19 protein-coding genes and 4 pseudogenes are annotated in these 16,374 nt (G+C 71.0%); 15 read left to right on the top strand and 8 right to left on the bottom strand.

What is annotated here, in order from left to right; all coding sequences use genetic code 11:
• Positions 1 to 38: 38 nt before the first annotated feature.
• Complete coding sequence (locus tag LRS04_RS09275; RefSeq protein ID WP_257816112.1) at positions 39 to 461, top strand: helix-turn-helix domain-containing protein; 423 nt, start codon at positions 39 to 41, stop codon at positions 459 to 461.
• On the opposite strand, the gene msrA is transcribed toward LRS04_RS09275, so the two are convergent.
• Positions 458 to 973 (bottom strand): peptide-methionine (S)-S-oxide reductase MsrA, encoded by a 516-nt coding sequence (gene msrA, locus LRS04_RS09270; RefSeq protein ID WP_257816111.1) that lies wholly within the window; start codon positions 971 to 973, stop codon positions 458 to 460. The genes LRS04_RS09275 and msrA overlap by 4 nt on opposite strands.
• A gap of 161 nt (positions 974 to 1,134) precedes the next feature.
• Here msrA and LRS04_RS09265 point away from each other — a divergent pair, with 161 nt between their 5' ends.
• On the top strand, positions 1,135 to 1,314 hold the full coding sequence (locus LRS04_RS09265; RefSeq protein ID WP_257816110.1) for a hypothetical protein: 180 nt from the start codon (positions 1,135 to 1,137) through the stop codon (positions 1,312 to 1,314).
• Positions 1,311 to 1,433 carry a hypothetical protein gene (locus tag LRS04_RS09260; protein WP_257816109.1) on the top strand — a complete coding sequence of 41 codons (123 nt, stop codon included), beginning with the start codon at positions 1,311 to 1,313 and terminating at the stop codon, positions 1,431 to 1,433. The genes LRS04_RS09265 and LRS04_RS09260 overlap by 4 nt, the downstream gene beginning before the upstream one ends.
• 302 nt (positions 1,434 to 1,735) lie before the next feature.
• Here LRS04_RS09260 and LRS04_RS09255 read toward each other — a convergent pair.
• Both LRS04_RS09255 and LRS04_RS09250 read right to left on the bottom strand, forming a co-directional pair.
• Positions 1,736 to 2,182: pseudogene (locus tag LRS04_RS09255) on the bottom strand (MaoC family dehydratase); the annotation flags it as partial.
• Complete coding sequence (locus LRS04_RS09250; protein WP_257816108.1) at positions 2,179 to 3,033, bottom strand: glutathione S-transferase family protein; 855 nt, start codon at positions 3,031 to 3,033, stop codon at positions 2,179 to 2,181. The pseudogene LRS04_RS09255 and the gene LRS04_RS09250, both read right to left, overlap by 4 nt.
• A gap of 157 nt (positions 3,034 to 3,190) precedes the next feature.
• On the opposite strand from LRS04_RS09250, the gene LRS04_RS09245 reads away from it, so the two are divergent.
• Together LRS04_RS09245 and LRS04_RS09240 are read left to right on the top strand one after the other, a co-directional pair.
• Positions 3,191 to 4,096, top strand: a complete 906-nt coding sequence (locus tag LRS04_RS09245; RefSeq protein WP_257816107.1) for an AbgT family transporter — start codon at positions 3,191 to 3,193, stop codon at positions 4,094 to 4,096.
• Positions 3,979 to 4,698, top strand: a pseudogene (locus tag LRS04_RS09240) (AbgT family transporter); the annotation flags it as partial. The gene LRS04_RS09245 and the pseudogene LRS04_RS09240, both read left to right, overlap by 118 nt.
• A gap of 109 nt (positions 4,699 to 4,807) precedes the next feature.
• Here LRS04_RS09240 and LRS04_RS09235 read toward each other — a convergent pair.
• Genes LRS04_RS09235 through LRS04_RS09225 form a run of 3 tightly spaced genes read right to left on the bottom strand, consistent with a single transcriptional unit; the run spans position 4,808 to position 6,474 of the window.
• Positions 4,808 to 5,746 carry an alpha/beta fold hydrolase gene (locus tag LRS04_RS09235; protein WP_257816106.1) on the bottom strand — a complete coding sequence of 313 codons (939 nt, stop codon included), beginning with the start codon at positions 5,744 to 5,746 and terminating at the stop codon, positions 4,808 to 4,810.
• A 51-nt stretch (positions 5,747 to 5,797) separates the two neighbouring features.
• Positions 5,798 to 6,214: a DoxX family protein gene (locus LRS04_RS09230; RefSeq protein ID WP_257816105.1), complete on the bottom strand. Its 417-nt coding sequence runs from the start codon at positions 6,212 to 6,214 to the stop codon at positions 5,798 to 5,800.
• Positions 6,215 to 6,258: 44 nt separating this feature from the next.
• Entirely contained in the window at positions 6,259 to 6,474 is a 216-nt protein-coding gene (locus LRS04_RS09225) for an alkylphosphonate utilization protein (protein ID WP_257819056.1), read from the bottom strand.
• Positions 6,475 to 6,759: 285 nt separating this feature from the next.
• On the opposite strand from LRS04_RS09225, the gene LRS04_RS09220 reads away from it, so the two are divergent.
• Entirely contained in the window at positions 6,760 to 7,320 is a 561-nt protein-coding gene (locus LRS04_RS09220; RefSeq protein ID WP_257816104.1) for a tetratricopeptide repeat protein, read from the top strand.
• A complete protein-coding gene (locus tag LRS04_RS27775; protein ID WP_374575735.1) occupies positions 7,218 to 8,246 on the top strand; it encodes a DUF2939 domain-containing protein in 1,029 nt (342 codons plus the stop codon). Before LRS04_RS09220 ends, LRS04_RS27775 begins: the two co-directional genes overlap by 103 nt.
• 44 nt (positions 8,247 to 8,290) lie before the next feature.
• Here LRS04_RS27775 and LRS04_RS09215 read toward each other — a convergent pair whose 3' ends face one another.
• Together LRS04_RS09215 and LRS04_RS09210 are read right to left on the bottom strand one after the other, a co-directional pair.
• Entirely contained in the window at positions 8,291 to 8,710 is a 420-nt protein-coding gene (locus tag LRS04_RS09215; protein ID WP_257816103.1) for a hypothetical protein, read from the bottom strand.
• A gap of 270 nt (positions 8,711 to 8,980) precedes the next feature.
• On the bottom strand, positions 8,981 to 9,754 hold the full coding sequence (locus LRS04_RS09210; RefSeq protein WP_257816102.1) for an SDR family NAD(P)-dependent oxidoreductase: 774 nt from the start codon (positions 9,752 to 9,754) through the stop codon (positions 8,981 to 8,983).
• A gap of 161 nt (positions 9,755 to 9,915) precedes the next feature.
• On the opposite strand from LRS04_RS09210, the gene ruvC reads away from it, so the two are divergent.
• From ruvC to tolB, 8 genes and pseudogenes are all read left to right on the top strand, one after another.
• Positions 9,916 to 10,449, top strand: coding sequence for a crossover junction endodeoxyribonuclease RuvC (gene ruvC / locus LRS04_RS09205; protein WP_374575729.1), 534 nt, complete (start codon positions 9,916 to 9,918; stop codon positions 10,447 to 10,449).
• Entirely contained in the window at positions 10,446 to 11,063 is a 618-nt protein-coding gene (ruvA, locus tag LRS04_RS09200; RefSeq protein WP_257816101.1) for a Holliday junction branch migration protein RuvA, read from the top strand. The genes ruvC and ruvA overlap by 4 nt, the downstream gene beginning before the upstream one ends.
• Positions 11,064 to 11,257: 194 nt before the next feature.
• Positions 11,258 to 12,293: pseudogene (gene ruvB / locus LRS04_RS09195) on the top strand (Holliday junction branch migration DNA helicase RuvB).
• 163 nt (positions 12,294 to 12,456) lie between these two features.
• Complete coding sequence (locus LRS04_RS09190; RefSeq protein ID WP_308238104.1) at positions 12,457 to 12,909, top strand: YbgC/FadM family acyl-CoA thioesterase; 453 nt, start codon at positions 12,457 to 12,459, stop codon at positions 12,907 to 12,909.
• Between the two features lie 58 nt (positions 12,910 to 12,967).
• Positions 12,968 to 13,666 (top strand): protein TolQ, encoded by a 699-nt coding sequence (gene tolQ, locus LRS04_RS09185; RefSeq protein ID WP_257816100.1) that lies wholly within the window; start codon positions 12,968 to 12,970, stop codon positions 13,664 to 13,666.
• Positions 13,667 to 14,167, top strand: coding sequence for a biopolymer transporter ExbD (locus LRS04_RS09180; RefSeq protein WP_257816099.1), 501 nt, complete (start codon positions 13,667 to 13,669; stop codon positions 14,165 to 14,167).
• Positions 14,167 to 14,970 (top strand): energy transducer TonB, encoded by an 804-nt coding sequence (locus tag LRS04_RS09175; protein WP_257816098.1) that lies wholly within the window; start codon positions 14,167 to 14,169, stop codon positions 14,968 to 14,970. Before LRS04_RS09180 ends, LRS04_RS09175 begins: the two co-directional genes overlap by 1 nt.
• A 79-nt stretch (positions 14,971 to 15,049) precedes the next feature.
• Positions 15,050 to 16,320: pseudogene (gene tolB, locus LRS04_RS09170) on the top strand (Tol-Pal system beta propeller repeat protein TolB).
• Positions 16,321 to 16,374: the final 54 nt, after the last annotated feature.

Raw genomic sequence — 16,374 nt, 5'->3', positions numbered from 1 at the left:
CTATCGACAAGTATGCACCTTTTGGTAAGTGCCCAGAAATGTCGAAGACCTCCTCGGCCGGTCCGGCCTGTACGCCAACCCTGCCCGGCTTCACCTGCGGCCTGGACGCCACGCTGCGGGTGATCTCCGGCAAGTGGAAGCCGCTGATCCTCTACTTCGTCGCGCAAGGGGGGCCGACCCGCTACGGCGAGCTCCGCCGCGCGGTGCGCGACGCCAGCGACAAGATGCTGATCCAGCAGCTCAAGGAGCTGGAGGCCGACGGCCTCGTGAAGCGCACCGACTACAAGGAGATCCCGCCCCGGGTGGACTACAGCCTGACGCCGCTGGGCGAGAGCCTCGCCCAGGCTCTCGTGCCGCTCTGCCTCTGGGGCGAGGCGAACCTGGAGGCGGTGAACCGCGTGTTCGCCGAGCGGGCGGCCGCCGGGGCCGCCCGCTCCGGAGCGCCTGGCCTGAGCGCCTAGGTCGCCGCGGACGCCCGGGCCGGCAGCTTCCAACCGGGCCGGGGGAAGTGGCAGGTGTAGCCGTGCGGGATCCGCTCCAGGTAGTCCTGGTGCTCGGGCTCGGCCTCCCAGAAGTCGCCCACCGGCTCCACGGCGGTGACCACCTTGCCGGGCCACAGGCCCGAGGCCTCCACGTCGGCGATGGTCTCCTCGGCGACCCGCTTCTGCGCCTCGCCGGTGTAGAAGATCGCCGAGCGGTAGCTCATCCCGATGTCGTTGCCCTGGCGGTTCAGCGTCGTCGGGTCGTGGATCTGGAAGAAGAAGGCCAGGATATCCCGGAAGCTGGTCACGGCCGGGTCGAAGACGATCTCGATCGCCTCCGCATGGGTCCCGTGGTTGCGGTAGGTGGCGTTCTTCACGTCGCCGCCCGAATAGCCGACCCGCGTGGAGAGCACGCCCGGCTGGCGGCGGATGAGCTGCTGCATGCCCCAGAAGCAGCCCCCGGCGAGAACCGCCCGTTCGGTCGTGGTCATGTCGCGTCTCCTTCGCTCAGGTCATCGGGCGCTGGCCCGTCGCCGGGAATGTGGGCCTTCCGCGCCGCGGTTTCCACCGGGCGATCGCGCGGATTCCGCGCCGCCCGCCGGGGAACCGGAGCCGCGCCTGCGCCTTCTGTCGGGAGCAGAGGGAGCATCAGATGCCGAACCGCGAGACAATCGACACCGGAACCGACAAGCGCTACGTGCGCCGCGACGAGGACGGCCGGTTCACCGAGGACCAGACCGACGTGGGCAAATCCTCCGCCGCCGACCAGCGCCAGCACTCGAAGACGCCCGCCAAGCGCGGCCAGGGCGACCGCGGCGACCGCCGGTCGTGATCCGCACCCTCGTCATTATGGCCCGGTTCGCCGGCCTCGCCGCGCGCGTCGGCCTTGACCTCGTGCGCCCCACCCGCCCGGATTACCGCCTGCCGCGGCGCTGGCTGGCCGACGCCTGACCTAGGGCTGCGGCGCGAAATCCCGGCGCGCCCCGCCGGGAATCGTCCACACATGGCGTGAGGGCCCGCCCGTTCGTGGGCGGTGGCTCGACCCAGCCCCGCGAGGCCCCACGCCATGAAGCCGCCCCCCATCCGCCTCTCCGACCTGAAGGGCGGCGCCCGCAAGGCCGCCGAGCCGACCGCCTACGCACGGCCCACGCCCAAGGTCTCCCGCCAGAAGAAGGCCAAGGTCCTCACCCCCGCCGAGCGCGCCGCCTTCCTCGCCGCCCGCCCGGACCTGAAGCCGAAGGCCCTAGGCCCCCCTTCGCCGGCCGCCGGCGGCGGGGCACGCGGACCGTCGCCTCCCCGTCCATCACCAGGTCGTCGCCCACGAAGACCTCGCAGCGCAGGACGACCCGGGCCGTCGCGTCGTCGATCGACGCCACCGTCACCCGCGCCTGGGCCACGTCGCCGATGCGGACCGGCCGGTGGAAATTGAGCGTCTGGCCGAGATAGACCGCCCCGGCGCCGGGCAGGATCGTCCCCACCACCGCCGAGCCGAACGAGGCTGACAGCAGGCCGTGCGCGATCCGGCCGCGATAGGCCGTCCGGGAGGCGAACGCCTCGTCCATGTGCAGCGGATTGAAGTCGTCCGAGGCCTCGGCGAACTGGGCGATCCTCTGCTCGGTCACCGGCACGCGCTTCTCGGCGCTCATGCCGACGACGAGCTCGTCCAGGATGTAGCCGCCCGACGGATGGGGTTCGATCATCCGGGCCCTGTACTGTCCGGGCCGCCGCTTCGCCAGTGGAAAGGACGCCGCGGCGCCCGCTGCCTACCGCGAGGGGCGGGGGCCGCGCGCGGCCCGGGCGGGGCGTGCTGCGGCAGGGCGGGCAGGCTGCCGACCATGCCCCGCGGGCGCGCCTTGGCGATCATCCGCTGATAGGCCGGGCGGCTCTCGATCCTCGCCTTCCAGGCGTTGACGTTGGGAAACCGGGTCTTGTCGACGATGTTGAGCTGCATCGCGAAGTTCAGGGGGAACAGCATCATGATGTCGGCCGTGGAGAACGCCTGCCCGCCGAACCACGGGTGCTGGCCCAGGTAGTCCTCCGCGAACTGCACGACCTGCTCGGAATCCACCAGGCGCGACCGCTCCGTGGGCGGCCGGATCTGCCAGACGCGGTAGTCGGCGATCGCCCGCGAGGCCAGCGAGCCCTCGGCGTAGTGCATCCACATCAGGTGATAGGGGTAGTCCGCGGAGTGGAGCGCCGGCGTCAGTTGGCCGGGCGCGTGGCGGTCGACGATCGTCTCGATGATCGCGCCCGACTCCACGAGGATCTGATCGCCGTACTTCACCGTGGGATAGACCGGCATGGCCGGGTTGATGGCCCGGAGCGCCGCCGAGGTGGCCATCATGTCGGCCGGCTTGAACTCCAGCTGGTAGGGCAGGCCCAGCTCCTCCATCAGCCAGACGATCCGCTCCGAGCGGCGGCCCTCCAGATGGTAGATGGTCACCGGCGGCAGGGCCGCCGCCGTGGGCGCAGGCCGGGCGGCCGGCTGGGCGGACGCGGCCGACGCCGACACGAGCGCGAGGACGAGCCCCGCCAGAACCGCACGCTTCATCTTTGTTTTCCCCCCGCCGGACGCGGCGGCGCGGAGCGTTGCACTTCCGTCCGGAGCGCGCCACCCCTGGCATGTTCCGGATGCATATGGAGCGTGGCTGCGCTTAGATACGCGTTCTCGCGATCGGCGGGCAGGTGCCGCGAAGGAGCGTCAATTCATGAATTCGGCGAGCAGGGAACAGACCGGCGGGGTCCTTCGCTGGATCGAGCGGACAGGCAATCGGCTGCCCGATCCGGTCTTCCTGTTCGTCTATCTGATCGGCGCCCTCATCGTGATCAGCGTGGTGGCCAGCGCGCTCGGCGTGTCGGCCGTCCACCCGACGCAAAAGGACCCGGAGACCGGCGCCCTGGCCCTGGTCGCGGCGGAGAGCCTGATCTCGGCCGACAACATCCGCCGGCTCTGGGTCGAGATGCCGACCACGTTCACCCACTTCCATCCGCTGGGGTACGTCCTCGTCGTGATGCTCGGCGCGGGCGTCGCCGAGCGCTCGGGGCTGTTCGGGACCGCGATGAGCGCCGCCGTGCGCGGCGCGCCCAGGATGCTGCTCACGCCGCTCGTGGCGCTGGTGGCGATGCTCGGCAACCTGGCGGCGGATGCGGCCTATGTGGTGCTGATCCCCCTGGCCGGCGCGCTCTACGCCGCGGCGGGCCGGCATCCCGTGGCGGGCATCGCGGCGGCGTTCGCCGGGGTCTCCGGCGGTTTCTCGGCCAACCTGCTGCCCGGCCAGCTGGACGCCCTGCTGTTCGGGATCACCGAGGCGGCGGCGGAGACCATCGCCCCCGCATGGGACGCGAACATCGCCGGCAACTGGTTCTTCATCTCGGCCATGACGGTCGTGTTCCTGCCGGTCATCTGGTACGTCACGGACCGGATCGTGGAGCCGCGCCTGGGCCGCTTCACCCCGGCTCCGCCGCCGAAGAGGGGGCGGAGGCCTCGGCCGAGATGGTGGCCGACGCGCCGCTCACGCCCGAGCAGAGGCGAGGGCTGCGCGGCGCCGGCCTGGCCGCGGCGGCCGTGGCGGCGCTCTGGCTGGTCTTCACCCTGGGCCCCGGCACCCCGCTGATCGACGAGACCGCGGCGGCGACCGGCCGGCTGACCCCCTTCTACCAGTCGCTGGTGGCCGCCTTCTTCCTCCTGTTCCTGGCCACGGGCTGGGCGTACGGACGGGCGACCGGGACGGTGAAGACGCACCGGGACCTCGTGCAGATGATGGCCGGGTCGATGGGCGACATGGCCTATTATCTCGTGCTGGCGTTCGCCGCGGCGCACTTCGTGGCGATGTTCAACTGGTCGAACCTCGGGCTGATCACCGCCGTCCACGGCGCCGCCGGGCTGCAGCAGCTGTCCCTGCCGGCCCCGGCGCTCCTGGCGATCATCGTGGTTTTCACGGCGGGCCTCAATCTCTTCGTCGGCTCGGCCAGCGCCAAGTGGGCGCTGCTGGCGCCCGTGCTCGTGCCGATGCTGATGCTGCTGGGCATCAGCCCCGAGGCCACCACCGCGGCCTACCGCGTGGGCGACGGGGCGACCAACATCATCACCCCACTGATGGTCTATTTCCCGCTGATCCTGGTGTTCTGCCAGCGCTGGCAGAAGGACTTCGGCATCGGCAGCCTCGCGGCGACGATGATGCCCTATTCCATCGGGTTGCTGATCGTGGGCGTGGTCCTGGTGGTCGCGTGGATCGGACTGGGTATTCCCCTCGGCCCGAGCGCGCCCGTCGCCTACGCGCTCCCCCGCCGCCGCGCCCTAGGACGGAGCCCGCGCCCGCCCTGCGTCAGTCCCGGGCGCCCGGCCCTGCGACCACCCGCTGGATCGCCGCCGCGGTGCGATCGCCGTGGACGAGACCCAGGAGGGTGCGGTGGCCGGCCCCTTCGACGTGGTCCACAAACCCGGCCCGGGACGCCTGGGCCGGGGCTTCGCGCGACTCGGTCCAGGCGCCGGACTGCGCTGGACCCGCCATGACCACCGCCACCGGCCAGTCGGGGTCCAGCGGTCCCGCCGCCGCCGCCTGCTGGGCGGCCGCCCGCCAGCTCTCCACCTCGGCCAGCGCCGTGCGGCTCTGGCGCCCCGAGACGAACCCATGCCGCTTCTCCGCCCGCCCCTCGGGCGGCAGGCCGATGCGGTCGCCCATCAGATAGAACGGCTTGGTCAGCCCCAGGCTGCCCACGGCCGCGCCGAGCCGGGCCAGGGTGGTGAACCGGTCGACGAACTGCTGGGCGCCGGGGGCGTCGATCATCTCCGGCATGGCGGCGTCGATCAGCACCAGCCCGGCCACCTGGTCGGGGTGGCGCGCGGTGTAGAGGCGCAGGTAGAGGCCGGCCATCGAGTGGCCCGCGAACACGAACGGCCCGCGCTCGCCCGAGGCGGCGATCAGCTTCGCCAGGTCGCCGGCGATCGCCGCCCCGTCCCGCGGGCCCGGCCCGGGATCGGAGTAGCCCATCCCCGCCCGGTCGTAGGCGCAGGAGCGCAGCCCCCGGCCCGTGAGCTTCTGCTGGATCGCCGCGAAGTCGGCCGCCCCGCCGAACGCGCCGGCTTCCAGCCAGACGGTGGGCGCGTCCGAGCGCGGGCCCTCGCAGACCAGACGCAGCCGCCGCCTGCCGATGTCCACGAACTCCCCGCGCGGACCGTGCAGCCGGTCCGCCACTTCGGCCGCCGCCGCCGCGGCCCCCCAGGCGGCGACAACGATCAGCATCAGGACGGGAAGGGCGCGCATGGCCATGTCGTAGAGGGCGGCCCCGGCGCTGACAATTGCGCCGGCACTACGTCAGTCCCGGACCCGCCGGCCGAACGGCCAGGACGTCACCCCGCCGGCGAACAGCGCCCACCAGACGATGACCGGCTGAAACGCCAGCCTGGGCGCGTGATAGGGCCACCAGGCGCCGGAGCCCTGGGCCGCCAGGGCGTCGGCCGCATGCTTGATGTTCGCCGGATAGACGCAGACCGCATAGAGCGCGAGCCCGATGGCCGCCGCCCGCCGCAGCCGCGGAACCGCCACCAGCGCCGTCGCCCCCAGGATTTCGGCGACCCCCGTCGCCGCGATCACCTGCTCCGGCCACGGCACCCAGTCCGGCGTGATCCCCACGAACGGCCGGGGCGCCAGGAGATGCAGCACCCCCGCGGCCAGATAGGCCGCGCCGAGCACCAGCCGCAGCACGACCCTCGATGTCTCAAGCCTGCCCATCGCCTGCCCCCAAGCTTGCCCCCACACCGGCGCGCGTCTCGCCCTCAAACCTTCCGGACGAACTCCGCCCGCAGCACCAGGCCCTTGATGCCCTCGTGCCGGCAGTCGATCTCCTGCGGGTCGCCGGTCAGCCGGATCGCCCGGATCACCGTCCCGCGCTTCAGCGTCTGCCCGCCCGACCCCTTCACCTTCAGGTCCTTGACCAGGCTCACGGCGTCCCCGTCGGCCAGCCGGTTGCCGACCGCGTCCCGCACCTCCACGGCGCCCGCCGCCGCCGCCGCGCGGGCCTTGGCCTCCTCGGCGCTGATCCACTCCCCCGACGCCTCGTCGAACACGAAGTCCCCGTCCCCGCCCGCATCGCTCATGGAAGCCTCCGAACCGCCGAAGCCGGCGGTGTACGCCCCCGCCCCCCGCACCGCCAAGCCCGCCGCCAAACCCGCCGCCCGGCCGGCCCGGCCGCCGGCAGTTGACAGGCGCGCCCCCTCCACCGGCTAATGTGGCGAAGCTTGTCTCGCGTATCGTCTGCACGAAAACGGAGGAGCGCCGTGCGTCGGATCCTGGTCCTTGTTGGTATCGCGTCGCTGGCCACCCTCGCCGCCACAAGCGCTGGCGCGCAGGCGGTCACCGTCCTCGGCGGCAGCCAGGCGCGGCTCTGCGCCTACGCAGCCCAGACCGGCGAGGACGACATCGCCAGCCAGGCCGTCTGCACGAACGCGCTGACGACCGAGGTCCTCGACCCCCTCGACCGGGCGGGCACGTTCGTGAACCGCGGGGTCATGAAGCTCCGGCGCAAGGACTTCGCCGGCGCCACCGCCGACTTCGACGCCGCCCTGCAGGTCAAGCCCGACCTGGGCGAGGCCTATCTGAACCGGGGCGCCGCCACCCTCGGCGCCCGCCGCTTCGCTGCCAGCATCGCCGACCTCGACCGGGCCCTCGCGCTCGGCGTCAAGGAACCGGAGAAGGCCCACTTCAACCGCGCCCTGGCTCACGAGAACCTCGGCCAATGGGAGGCCGCGCTGGCCGACTACGCCAGGGCCATCGAGCTCCGCCCCGAGTGGCAGCAACCCCGCACCGAACTCGCCCGCCTCTCGGTGGCGCCGCCCTGACGGGCGGTCCGGTCCCGGCCGCCCTTCTCCCCTTGTGCGAGAAGGTGTCGGCAAGGCCGACGGATGAGGGGGCGCGCGGGCCTCATTCACAGCCGCTGCTACCGCTTGAAGATAACCTCGTTCCGCGATTAGCTCGAAGCTTGGCAATGGGGGCCGGCGTGTCGAAACAAGCCTTGCTCAACGGCGCGATCGCGCTCGTTGCGGCATTTTTCGCTGCCTACTTCGCCTCCCCGCTACTCGCGGCACAGAGCTTGAGGTCTGCCGCGCGCGAGGGAGACGCTGAGCGACTCGAACGCCTCGTCGACTTCCCAACTGTGCGTGAAGGCCTCAAGAGTCAGATCAATGCTCAGCTAATGACGGCCATGCAGACGGACCCGGAGATGCAGGCGAATCCATTCGCCGCTCTCGCGCTCCTGATGGTTCCCGCGATCGTTGAGCGGGCAATTGACGCCTATGTCACACCAGACGCCATCGGAGCCATGGTCACCACCGGCAAGGCGAAGCCGACAGGCCTAAGCACTACTAGCAACCAAGCGGCCGTTCAGGTGGAGGCCGCCAAAAGGCATACGCCACAATCGTCTTTGCCAGAATCGCAACAACCGAGATTCGACTATCGGTACAAGGACCTCGACACCTTTGGAATATCGACTTCTGACCCAGAGGCCCCCCAGTCAGAAGCTCGAGTTCATTTTACGTCGGCAAGGTCTCTTTGGTTGGCGGCTGACCCGCATTCAGCTTCCAGATTTCACGGCTGCTCGCGCCGCAAACTGACCGTCGCTAGGCATGATCGCGGGCGGTGCCGCCCCTCCGAGCGGCCACCCCGCCTTAGATCTCACAGCCAGCCCATCGCCGCCCGCGCCCGCCGGGTGAAGGCGCGGGCTTCAGCCCGCCCGCGCCAGCGGCGGCGCGCGAGCGCCAGGCCTTGAGGCGGCGGGCGCGGGCGGCAGGATCGAGGGTGAGATTGTCGGTCCTAACTGTCGCTCAGCGAACTGCCCGGCCGGATTTCCGGCGGCGCGATGCGCCCAGCAATCTCATCTTCGACCGAGACGAAGAGCTGATCCAAGTTCGCGGCTACAATCGCTGCGAGCCGCGACTGATCCGGCACATCGCTTAGGCGGAACAGTCGATTGTCTGGGAGCGAGAGAACGGCCACGTCATCGGGCGCGATCTCACCATCATAAGCCAGGAGCGCCAGAGCCAACGCCACGTATGTCATCCGGTCGTTGAGGCGGACAGTGCTGGTAGGGATGCAGGATACGATCCGTTCCGGATCGACAATAAAGAACACAATAATAAGATCGATGACGAGATTGTCGCCGAAATAAAAAGGTCTCGCTTTCTGATCGCCGATTTTACCTGCGGCGGCATAGAGCTTGGTGGAAAGTTCCAACCAAATCCACGAGGAGGCGTCTACTACGAGGCCGGTCTAGCTCACGGACTCGGTATGGACGTCATATTTGCTTGTCGCGCAGACAGGATGGAACATGCTCACTTCGACACACGGCAGTTCGCTCACATCGTGTGGAAGGCACCCAACGAACTAAGGGCGGCCCTATACAATCGCATCGCTGCGACGGTAGGCGAAATGCCCGATGCTCCCGGACGAGGGCGCGGACGCGTCGATCTCTAGCCAAGAGCTTGGGTGGTGCGTCGCCATCCCCTACTTCAACGCCCACCCCCCATCCACATTGATCACCTGGCCGGTGATGAACCGCGCCTCGTCCGACGCCAGGAAGGCCACCGGGCCGACGAGGTCGTCCACCTCCCCCTGCCGGCGGATGCACTGGTTGGCGATCACCAGGTCGAAGATGCTCTTCAGCTTTTCCTCGGAGAGGCTGACGCGGCCCTCGCGGCCGACCTTCGGCTGGATGAGGCCCGGCGCGACCGCGTTGACGGTTATCTCGTAGGGGCCGAGCTCGCGGGCGAGCGAGCGGGTCAGGCCCATGACCCCGCCCTTGGCCGAGATGTAGGGGACCATCTCGGTGGGCAGGCCGTAGTCGAGGGTGGTCGAGGTGATGTTGACGATCCGGCCCCAGCGGGCGGCCTTCATCCCGGGGATAGCCGCCCGGGCGCAGAGCCAGCTGCCGGTCAGGTTGACGGTGACCGCGCGCGTCCACTGCTCGACGGAGAAGGCCTCCGCCGCCTGGGTGGGGGCCAGCAGGCCGCCGGCGTTGTTGACCAGCACGGCCACCGGCCCCAGCGTCTTCTCCACCTCGGCGAAGCCCGCCGCCACCGACGCCTCGTCGGCCACGTCCATCACCACCGCCCGGGCCTGGCCGCCGGCCTCGCGGATGCCGGCCGCCACGGCTTCGGCCCCCTCGGCGTTGATGTCGGCCACCACCACCGCCGCGCCCTTGCCGGCCAGCGTCTCCGCATAGCCCTTGCCCAGCCACCGCGCCGCGCCCGTCACCAGCGCCACCTTGCCGTCCAGCATGCCCGTCTCCTCCACTGACGCGTCTTATTACTTCGATATCTAATCAATTTGCGGCGCGGTGGCTATCGCTGGAAAGGTCGCTCTTAACGCCCCCTTCACCACGCCGGCCGCATCCGTCATCCTGAGGAACAGATGACGAACGCGATCTGACTCCCAGCGGCTTGGCCGGCTTCCACTCCGCCCCCGGCGGCTCCGGCCCCCTGCGGGTCCTGGGCCTCGACCCCGGCCTGCGCCGCACCGGCTGGGGGGTGATCGCGGTCGACGGCGCCCGGCTCGTCCACGTGGCCCACGGGGTGATCGCGCCCGACACCGAAGCGGCCTTCGCCGACCGGCTGCTGCACCTCTTCGAGGCGATCTGCGAGGTCATCGCCCTCCACGCGCCCGACGAGGCGGCGGTGGAGGAGACCTTCATGAACAATAACGCCCAGTCGGCGCTGAAGCTCGGCCACGCCCGGGCCTGCGCCCTGCTGGCCCCCGCCCGCGCCGGCCTCACCGTCGCGGAGTACGGCAACAGCGTGATCAAGAAGGCCGTCGTCGGCACCGGCGCGGCCGACAAGGGCCAGGTCGGCTTCATGATCGCCCGCCTGCTGCCCACCGCCGGCAAGACCACCGCCGACGCCGCCGACGCGCTGGCCGTCGCCATCGCGCATGCCCACGTGCGCGGCTCGCGCAAGCCGCTGGGGAGAGTGGCATGATCGGACGGCTGCGCGGGATGGTCGCCGAGGTCGGCGAGGAGGAGGCCCTGATCGACGTGATGGGCGTGGGCTACGTCGTCCGCTGCGGCGCCCGCACCCTGTCGCGCCTGCCCGAGATCGGCGCCGAGACCGTGGTCCATGTGGAGACCATCTGGGGCGAGCAGACCGGCCAGGTGCTCTACGGCTTCTCGTCGCGCGACGAGCGCCGGGCCTTCGTGATCCTGAAGACCATCCAGGGCGTCGGCCCGAAGGCGGCGCTGTCGGTGCTGGACGTGCTGTCGCCGGCCGAGCTCGCGTCCGCCGTGGCCCGCGACGACAAGGCCGCTGTCGCCCGCGCCAACGGGGTGGGGCCCAAGCTCGCCCAGCGCATCGTGCTGGAGCTCAAGGGCAAGCCGATCACCGAGGGGCCCGTCGCCGCCTTCCACGCGACCAGCTACGCCCCCGAGCAGGCCGCCAAGGTCAGCGTCTCCGGCGAGGCCGTCGCCGCCCTCATGGGCCTGGGCGTCGCCGAGCCCAACGCGCGGCGCGTCGTCGAGCACGCGGTCGGCCGCCTCGGCGAAGACGCCCCCGTCCCCGCCCTCATCAAGGCCGCCCTCCAGGAGCTGGGGCGGTAGTGGAAAGGAACCACGAAAGTCACGAACGACACGAAAGAGGCCGCGCTGAACCGGGCCGCGAGGCTCCCCCGTGCTTCCAACCTTCGCGCGCCGCAGGCGCGCAATCGGCCTCGAGACGCCGAGACCTCCCGCAGACACATAGGTCGGTTCCGACCCTTTTCGTGTCTTTCGTGCCTTTCGTGGTTCAATAACCCATGACCCGCCTGATCTCCGGGGACGCGCAGCCGTTCGAGGGCGCCGACAAGGCGCTCCGGCCGCAGACGCTCGCCGAGTTCGTCGGCCAGCAGCAGGCCAAGGCCAACCTGTCGGTGTTCATCGAGGGCGCCCGCCAGCGCGGCGAGGCGCTGGATCACGTCCTGCTGTTCGGCCCGCCGGGCCTGGGCAAGACCACGCTTTCCCAGATCGTCGCCCGCGAGCTCGGCGTGAACTTCCGCGCCACCTCCGGCCCCGTGCTCGCCAAGGCCGGCGACCTGGCGGCCATCCTCACCAACCTCGAGCCGCGCGACGTCCTCTTCATCGACGAGATCCACCGCCTGCCGGCCAATGTGGAGGAGATCCTCTACCCGGCCATGGAGGACCACGTCCTCGACCTGATCATCGGCGAGGGCCCCTCGGCGCGCTCGATCCGCATCGACCTCGCGCCCTTCACCCTCGTGGCGGCGACCACCCGGGCGGGCCTGCTGGCCACGCCGCTCAGGGACCGCTTCGGCATCCCGATCCGGCTGGAGTTCTACACCCACGACGAGCTCTCCAGCGTGCTCACCGGGGCCGCCGCCAAGATGGGCCTCGGCCTGCGCGCCGACGGCGCCCTTGAGATCGCCCGCCGCTCGCGCGGCACGCCCCGCGTCGCCGGCCGGCTGCTCCGCCGGGTCCGCGACTTCGCCGCCGCCGACGGCGCCCCTGGTCATCGACAGGAAGGTGGCGGCGTCCTCGCTCGCCCGCCTCGACGTGGACGAGCAGGGCCTGGACAGCCTCGACCGCCGCTACCTGCGCGCCCTCATCGAGAACTACGCCGGCGGCCCGGCGGGCGTGGAGACCATCGCCTACGCCATCGCCGAGGCCCGCGACGCCGTCGAGGACGTCATCGAGCCCTTCCTGATGCAGCAGGGCTTCATCCAGCGCACGCCGCGGGGCCGCATGGCCACCGCCCGGGCCTACGAGCACCTCGGCCTGACGGCGCCGCCCCCGCCCCAGGCCCGCGGCGTGAACCCCGACCTCTTCGACAAGTGACCTGAACCACCCCGCCCATCCCGGCGAAAGCCGGGACCCAGGCTGAGTCGTCCGCCATAACGTCCGCATAGTCGGCGCCAGCGCCGTCACCCGCTAGGTTGGCCCGCATGAGCGCGACGGCTGATTCGGCTTGGGTCCCGGCTTTCGCCGGGATGAGCGGATTATGAAGGACGAGCATTCCAACGCCGGCTGGCTGGAGGGCCGCGAGCATGTGCTGCCCGTGCGCGTCTACTACGAGGACACCGACTTCACCGGCGTCGTCTATCACGGCAACTACGCCCGCTATTTCGAGCGCGGCCGGAGCGACTTCCTGCGCGTGGTCGGGATCAGCCACGCCGACCTGCTGGACCGCCCGGATCCGGCCGCCTTTACGGTCGTGAAGCTCACGATCGAGTTCCGGCGGGCCGCCCGGATCGACGACCTGCTGCACGTCCGCACCCTTTACGAGACGGTGAAGGGGCCCCGCTTGTTCATCCGTCAGCGGATCCTTCGCGGCGACGAGTTGATCGCCACCGCCGACGTGGAGGCCGCCTGCATCGACCTCGCGGGCCGGGCGCGGCGTCCGCCCGCCGGCCTCGCCGCGACGCTTGGCCCCTACCTGGCCGCTCCGCCTTAAGTTCGCCGCACGCATACGCAAACCACGACCTTACGACTCAACCGATCCGGACCCGCCCATGGACCCCAGCGCCGTCAGCCCCGACAGCTTCAACGCCGTGAACCTGTTCCTCAGGGCCGACTGGGTCGTGAAGCTGGTGATGGTGGGCCTGGCCGCCGCCTCGCTGTGGTCGTGGACGATCATCTTCGACAAGCTGTTCCGCTTCGCCGCCCTGAACCGCCAGGCCGACAAGTTCGAGGACGCCGTCGCCTCCGGCCGCAGCCTCGAGGAGATCGCCCAGGAAGCCGGCGAGCGGCCCCGCCACGCCCTGCCCCGCATGCTGCAGGGCGCCTTGAAGGAATGGCGCGACGCCCGCGCCAAGGGCCAGTCCGAGAGCCAGGCCGCCTTCCTGGTCCAGCGCATCGACCGGGTGCTCGACACCATCATCGCCCGGGAGAGCCAGCGCGTGGAGGAGGGCCTGGGCTCGCTGGCCATCGTCGCCACCGCCTCGCCCTTCGTCGGCCTGTTCGGCACCGTCTGGGGGATCATGCACGCCTTCCAGGCGATCGCGATCCAGAAGAACACCTCGCTCGCCGTCGTCGCCCCCTCGATCGCGGAGGCCCTGTTCGCCACCGCCATCGGCCTCGTCGCGGCGATCCCGGCCTATATCGCGTTCAACGCCTTCTCGACGAAGGCCGGCAAGTTCGCCGCCCGGCTGGAAGGTTTCGCCGACGACCTCTCCACCGCCATCCAGCGCCGCCTGGCGGAGCGGGTCTAGATGGGTCTGTCGGCCAACGACGCCTTCGCCGCCGGCGGCGGCCGCCGCAACCGGCGCCGCTACGGCCGCGGCCGGCGGGGCGCGCTCTCCGAGATCAATGTGACGCCGCTCGTCGACGTCATGCTGGTGCTGCTGATCATCTTCATGATCTCGGCGCCGTTGCTGACCGCCGGCGTGCCGGTCGAGCTGCCGAAGACCGAGGCCGGCGCCATGCAGGACCGTCCGGATCCGATCACCGTCTCGGTCCAGGCGAGCGGCGCCCTGTTCATCGGCGAGGATCCGGTGGCCTTCGCCCAGCTCTCGCCGCGCCTGAAGGCGATGGCCGGCGACGATACGACGACGAAGCCGATCTACGTCCGCGCCGACGGCAAGGCCTCGTACGAGACCGTCGCCCAGGTGATGGCCTCGCTCAGCACGTCGGGCTTCACCTCGATCAACCTGATCACCGAGACCGGCGGCCCGTCCTCCGGCGGCAACCCTGAGGAGGCGGCCGCGCCGTGATGCGCCGGGAGCTGTCGCCAGCGGCCGCGGGCTCGATCCTCCTGCACGGAGGGATCGCCGCGGCGCTCATGATCTCCTGGCCCTGGGCGCGGGACCTGAAGGTCGGCGCCGTCGTGCCGGTGACGATCGTGGCCAATGCGCCGGTGACCGACCTCCGCGCCGCCGAGCAGGCGCCCGTCGAGCAGACCGCCCAGACCGAGCAGCCGGTCCCCGACGCGCCGATGGACTCCAGCCCGCCTCAGCCGACGCCCACGCCGCCCGCGCCGGCTCCGACGCCGGTCCCGAAGAGCGCGCCGCCGCCGAAGGCGGCGCCGGCGTCTACGCCCGCCCTGAAGTCCACGCCCACGCCGCCGGCGCCCAAGAGCCCGCCCGCCAAGGCCCAGCCGAGGCCGGCCGAGAAGGGTCTCGACTTCGATGCCCTGCTGGCCAGCATCCCGGCCGCGAAATCGCCCGCCCGGCCGTCCTCCGCGCCGAAGGGCGCATCGCGGCCCGAGACCGCACAGCAGGCGCGGCCCAACCTGGGTTCGGGCCTCGCAGCCTCCGCCGCCATGAGCGGCCTCGCCGACGAACTGCAGCGCCGCTGGAACCCCAACTGCGAGGTGGAGGGCGGCCGCGACGTCGTGGTCCGCGTGACCTTCCAGCTCGGCTCCGGCGGCCAGGTCACCGGCGAGCCCCAGGCCGAGATCCGCGGCGCCCGCAGCGCGGTCAGCCAGGCCGCCGCCGACCGGGCGGTGCGCGCCGTCTACGCCGCTTCACCCTTCCGCAACCTCCCCGGGAGTTCTACGGCCAGCGTGTCGCCGTGAACTTCAACGCCCGCGAGGCCTGCCAGACATGAGCCTGAAGATCCTTTCCCTCCACCTGAAGCGCCTCGCCTTCGCCCTGATGGCGGCCCTCGCCGTCACCGTGGCCGCGCCCGCCGCGCGCGCCGAGATCGAGGTCAACGTCAATCGCGGCGACGTGCAGCCGCTCCCCCGTCGCCCTGCCGGCGTTCGGCGGCGGCCAGGTCGGCGCCGACATCGCCGGCGTGATCTCCGCCAACCTGCAGCGCTCCGGCCTCTTCCGACCGCTGGACCCGGCGAGCTTCGTCGAGCGCGACCTGACGGCCGCCGTGCAGCCGCGCTTCGCCGACTGGAAGCAGATCAACGCCCAGGCCCTGGTCAACGGCCAGGTGACCGTGGTCGGCGGCCGGCTCGTCGTCGATTTCCGCCTGTGGGACGTCTTCGCCGAGCAGCAGCTCCTGGGCTTGCAGTTCACCTCCAGCCCCGAGAACTGGCGGCGCGTGGCGCACAAGATCTCCGACGCAGTCTATGAGCGGCTGACCGGTGAGAAGGGCTACTTCGACACCCGCGTGGTGTTCGTGGCCGAGAGCGGCGGCCGCGGCGCAAGCCGCCAGAAGCGCCTGGCCATCATGGACCAGGACGGGGCCAACCCGAGCTACCTGACCGACGGCTCCTACATCGTCATGACGCCCCGGTTCTCCTCGAACAGCCAGGAGATCACCTACATGGCGCTCCGGCCCGAGGGCTCGTCGATCTACCTCTTCAACCTGGAGACCGGCCGGCGCGAGAGCCTGGGCGACTTCCGCGGCATGGTGTTCGCGCCGCGCTTCTCGGCGGATGGCGGCAAGGTCGCCTTCTCGGTGGAGCGCAGCGGCAACTCCGACATCTTCGTCATGGACCTCCGGAGCCGCCAGACCTCGCGGCTCACCGCCGATCCCGGCATCGACACCTCGGCGTCGTTCTCGCCGGACGGCTCGCGGATCGTCTTCAACTCCGACCGCTCGGGCAGCCCGCAGCTCTACGTCATGGGCGCCGACGGCTCGAACCCCCGGCGGATCACCTTCGGCGGCGGCCGCTACATGACCCCCCGTCTGGAGCCCGACCGGCGAGTTCATCGCCTTCACCAAGCAGTCCGGCGGCCAGTTCCACATCGGCGTCATGCGCGCCGACGGCTCGGACGAACGTCTGCTGACCTCCGGCTACCTGGACGAGGGCCCGAGCTGGGCGCCGAACGGCCGGGTCCTGATGTTCTCGCGGGAGGCCCGCGGCGGTGCGCCGAGGCTGTGGAGCGTCGACGTCACCGGGCGGATCCTCCAGCCGGTGCCCTATCCGACCGCAGGCTCCGACCCCGCCTGGTCCCCCCTGCTCAACTAGGGTTGCGCCGGAGGCGCAGCCCGTAGACTTTCAATCGCGACAAGGAGATCGAAG

It is taken from the genome of Phenylobacterium sp. J367, from assembly GCF_024699985.1.
Taxonomy (GTDB): domain Bacteria; phylum Pseudomonadota; class Alphaproteobacteria; order Caulobacterales; family Caulobacteraceae; genus Phenylobacterium.
This window is presented reverse-complemented; position numbering and strand designations above follow the sequence as displayed.

Excerpts from the sequence above, each read along its gene's own strand:
- LRS04_RS09235 (WP_257816106.1), bottom strand. The coding sequence starts at position 5,746 with ATGCGCGCCCTTCCCGTCCTGATGCTGATCGTTGTCGCCGCCTGGGGG.
- ruvA (WP_257816101.1), top strand. The coding sequence starts at position 10,446 with ATGATCGGACGGCTGCGCGGGATGGTCGCCGAGGTCGGCGAGGAGGAG.
- LRS04_RS09230 (WP_257816105.1), bottom strand. The coding sequence starts at position 6,214 with ATGGGCAGGCTTGAGACATCGAGGGTCGTGCTGCGGCTGGTGCTCGGC.
- LRS04_RS09250 (WP_257816108.1), bottom strand. The coding sequence starts at position 3,033 with ATGAAGCGTGCGGTTCTGGCGGGGCTCGTCCTCGCGCTCGTGTCGGCG.
- tolQ (WP_257816100.1), top strand. The coding sequence starts at position 12,968 with ATGGACCCCAGCGCCGTCAGCCCCGACAGCTTCAACGCCGTGAACCTG.
- LRS04_RS09175 (WP_257816098.1), top strand. The coding sequence starts at position 14,167 with ATGCGCCGGGAGCTGTCGCCAGCGGCCGCGGGCTCGATCCTCCTGCAC.
- LRS04_RS09180 (WP_257816099.1), top strand. The coding sequence starts at position 13,667 with ATGGGTCTGTCGGCCAACGACGCCTTCGCCGCCGGCGGCGGCCGCCGC.
- LRS04_RS27775 (WP_374575735.1), top strand. The coding sequence starts at position 7,218 with ATGGGAGGCCGCGCTGGCCGACTACGCCAGGGCCATCGAGCTCCGCCC.
- LRS04_RS09275 (WP_257816112.1), top strand. The coding sequence starts at position 39 with ATGTCGAAGACCTCCTCGGCCGGTCCGGCCTGTACGCCAACCCTGCCC.
- LRS04_RS09210 (WP_257816102.1), bottom strand. The coding sequence starts at position 9,754 with ATGCTGGACGGCAAGGTGGCGCTGGTGACGGGCGCGGCGCGGTGGCTG.
- LRS04_RS09245 (WP_257816107.1), top strand. The coding sequence starts at position 3,191 with ATGAATTCGGCGAGCAGGGAACAGACCGGCGGGGTCCTTCGCTGGATC.
- LRS04_RS09190 (WP_308238104.1), top strand. The coding sequence starts at position 12,457 with ATGAAGGACGAGCATTCCAACGCCGGCTGGCTGGAGGGCCGCGAGCAT.
- msrA (WP_257816111.1), bottom strand. The coding sequence starts at position 973 with ATGACCACGACCGAACGGGCGGTTCTCGCCGGGGGCTGCTTCTGGGGC.
- LRS04_RS09265 (WP_257816110.1), top strand. The coding sequence starts at position 1,135 with ATGCCGAACCGCGAGACAATCGACACCGGAACCGACAAGCGCTACGTG.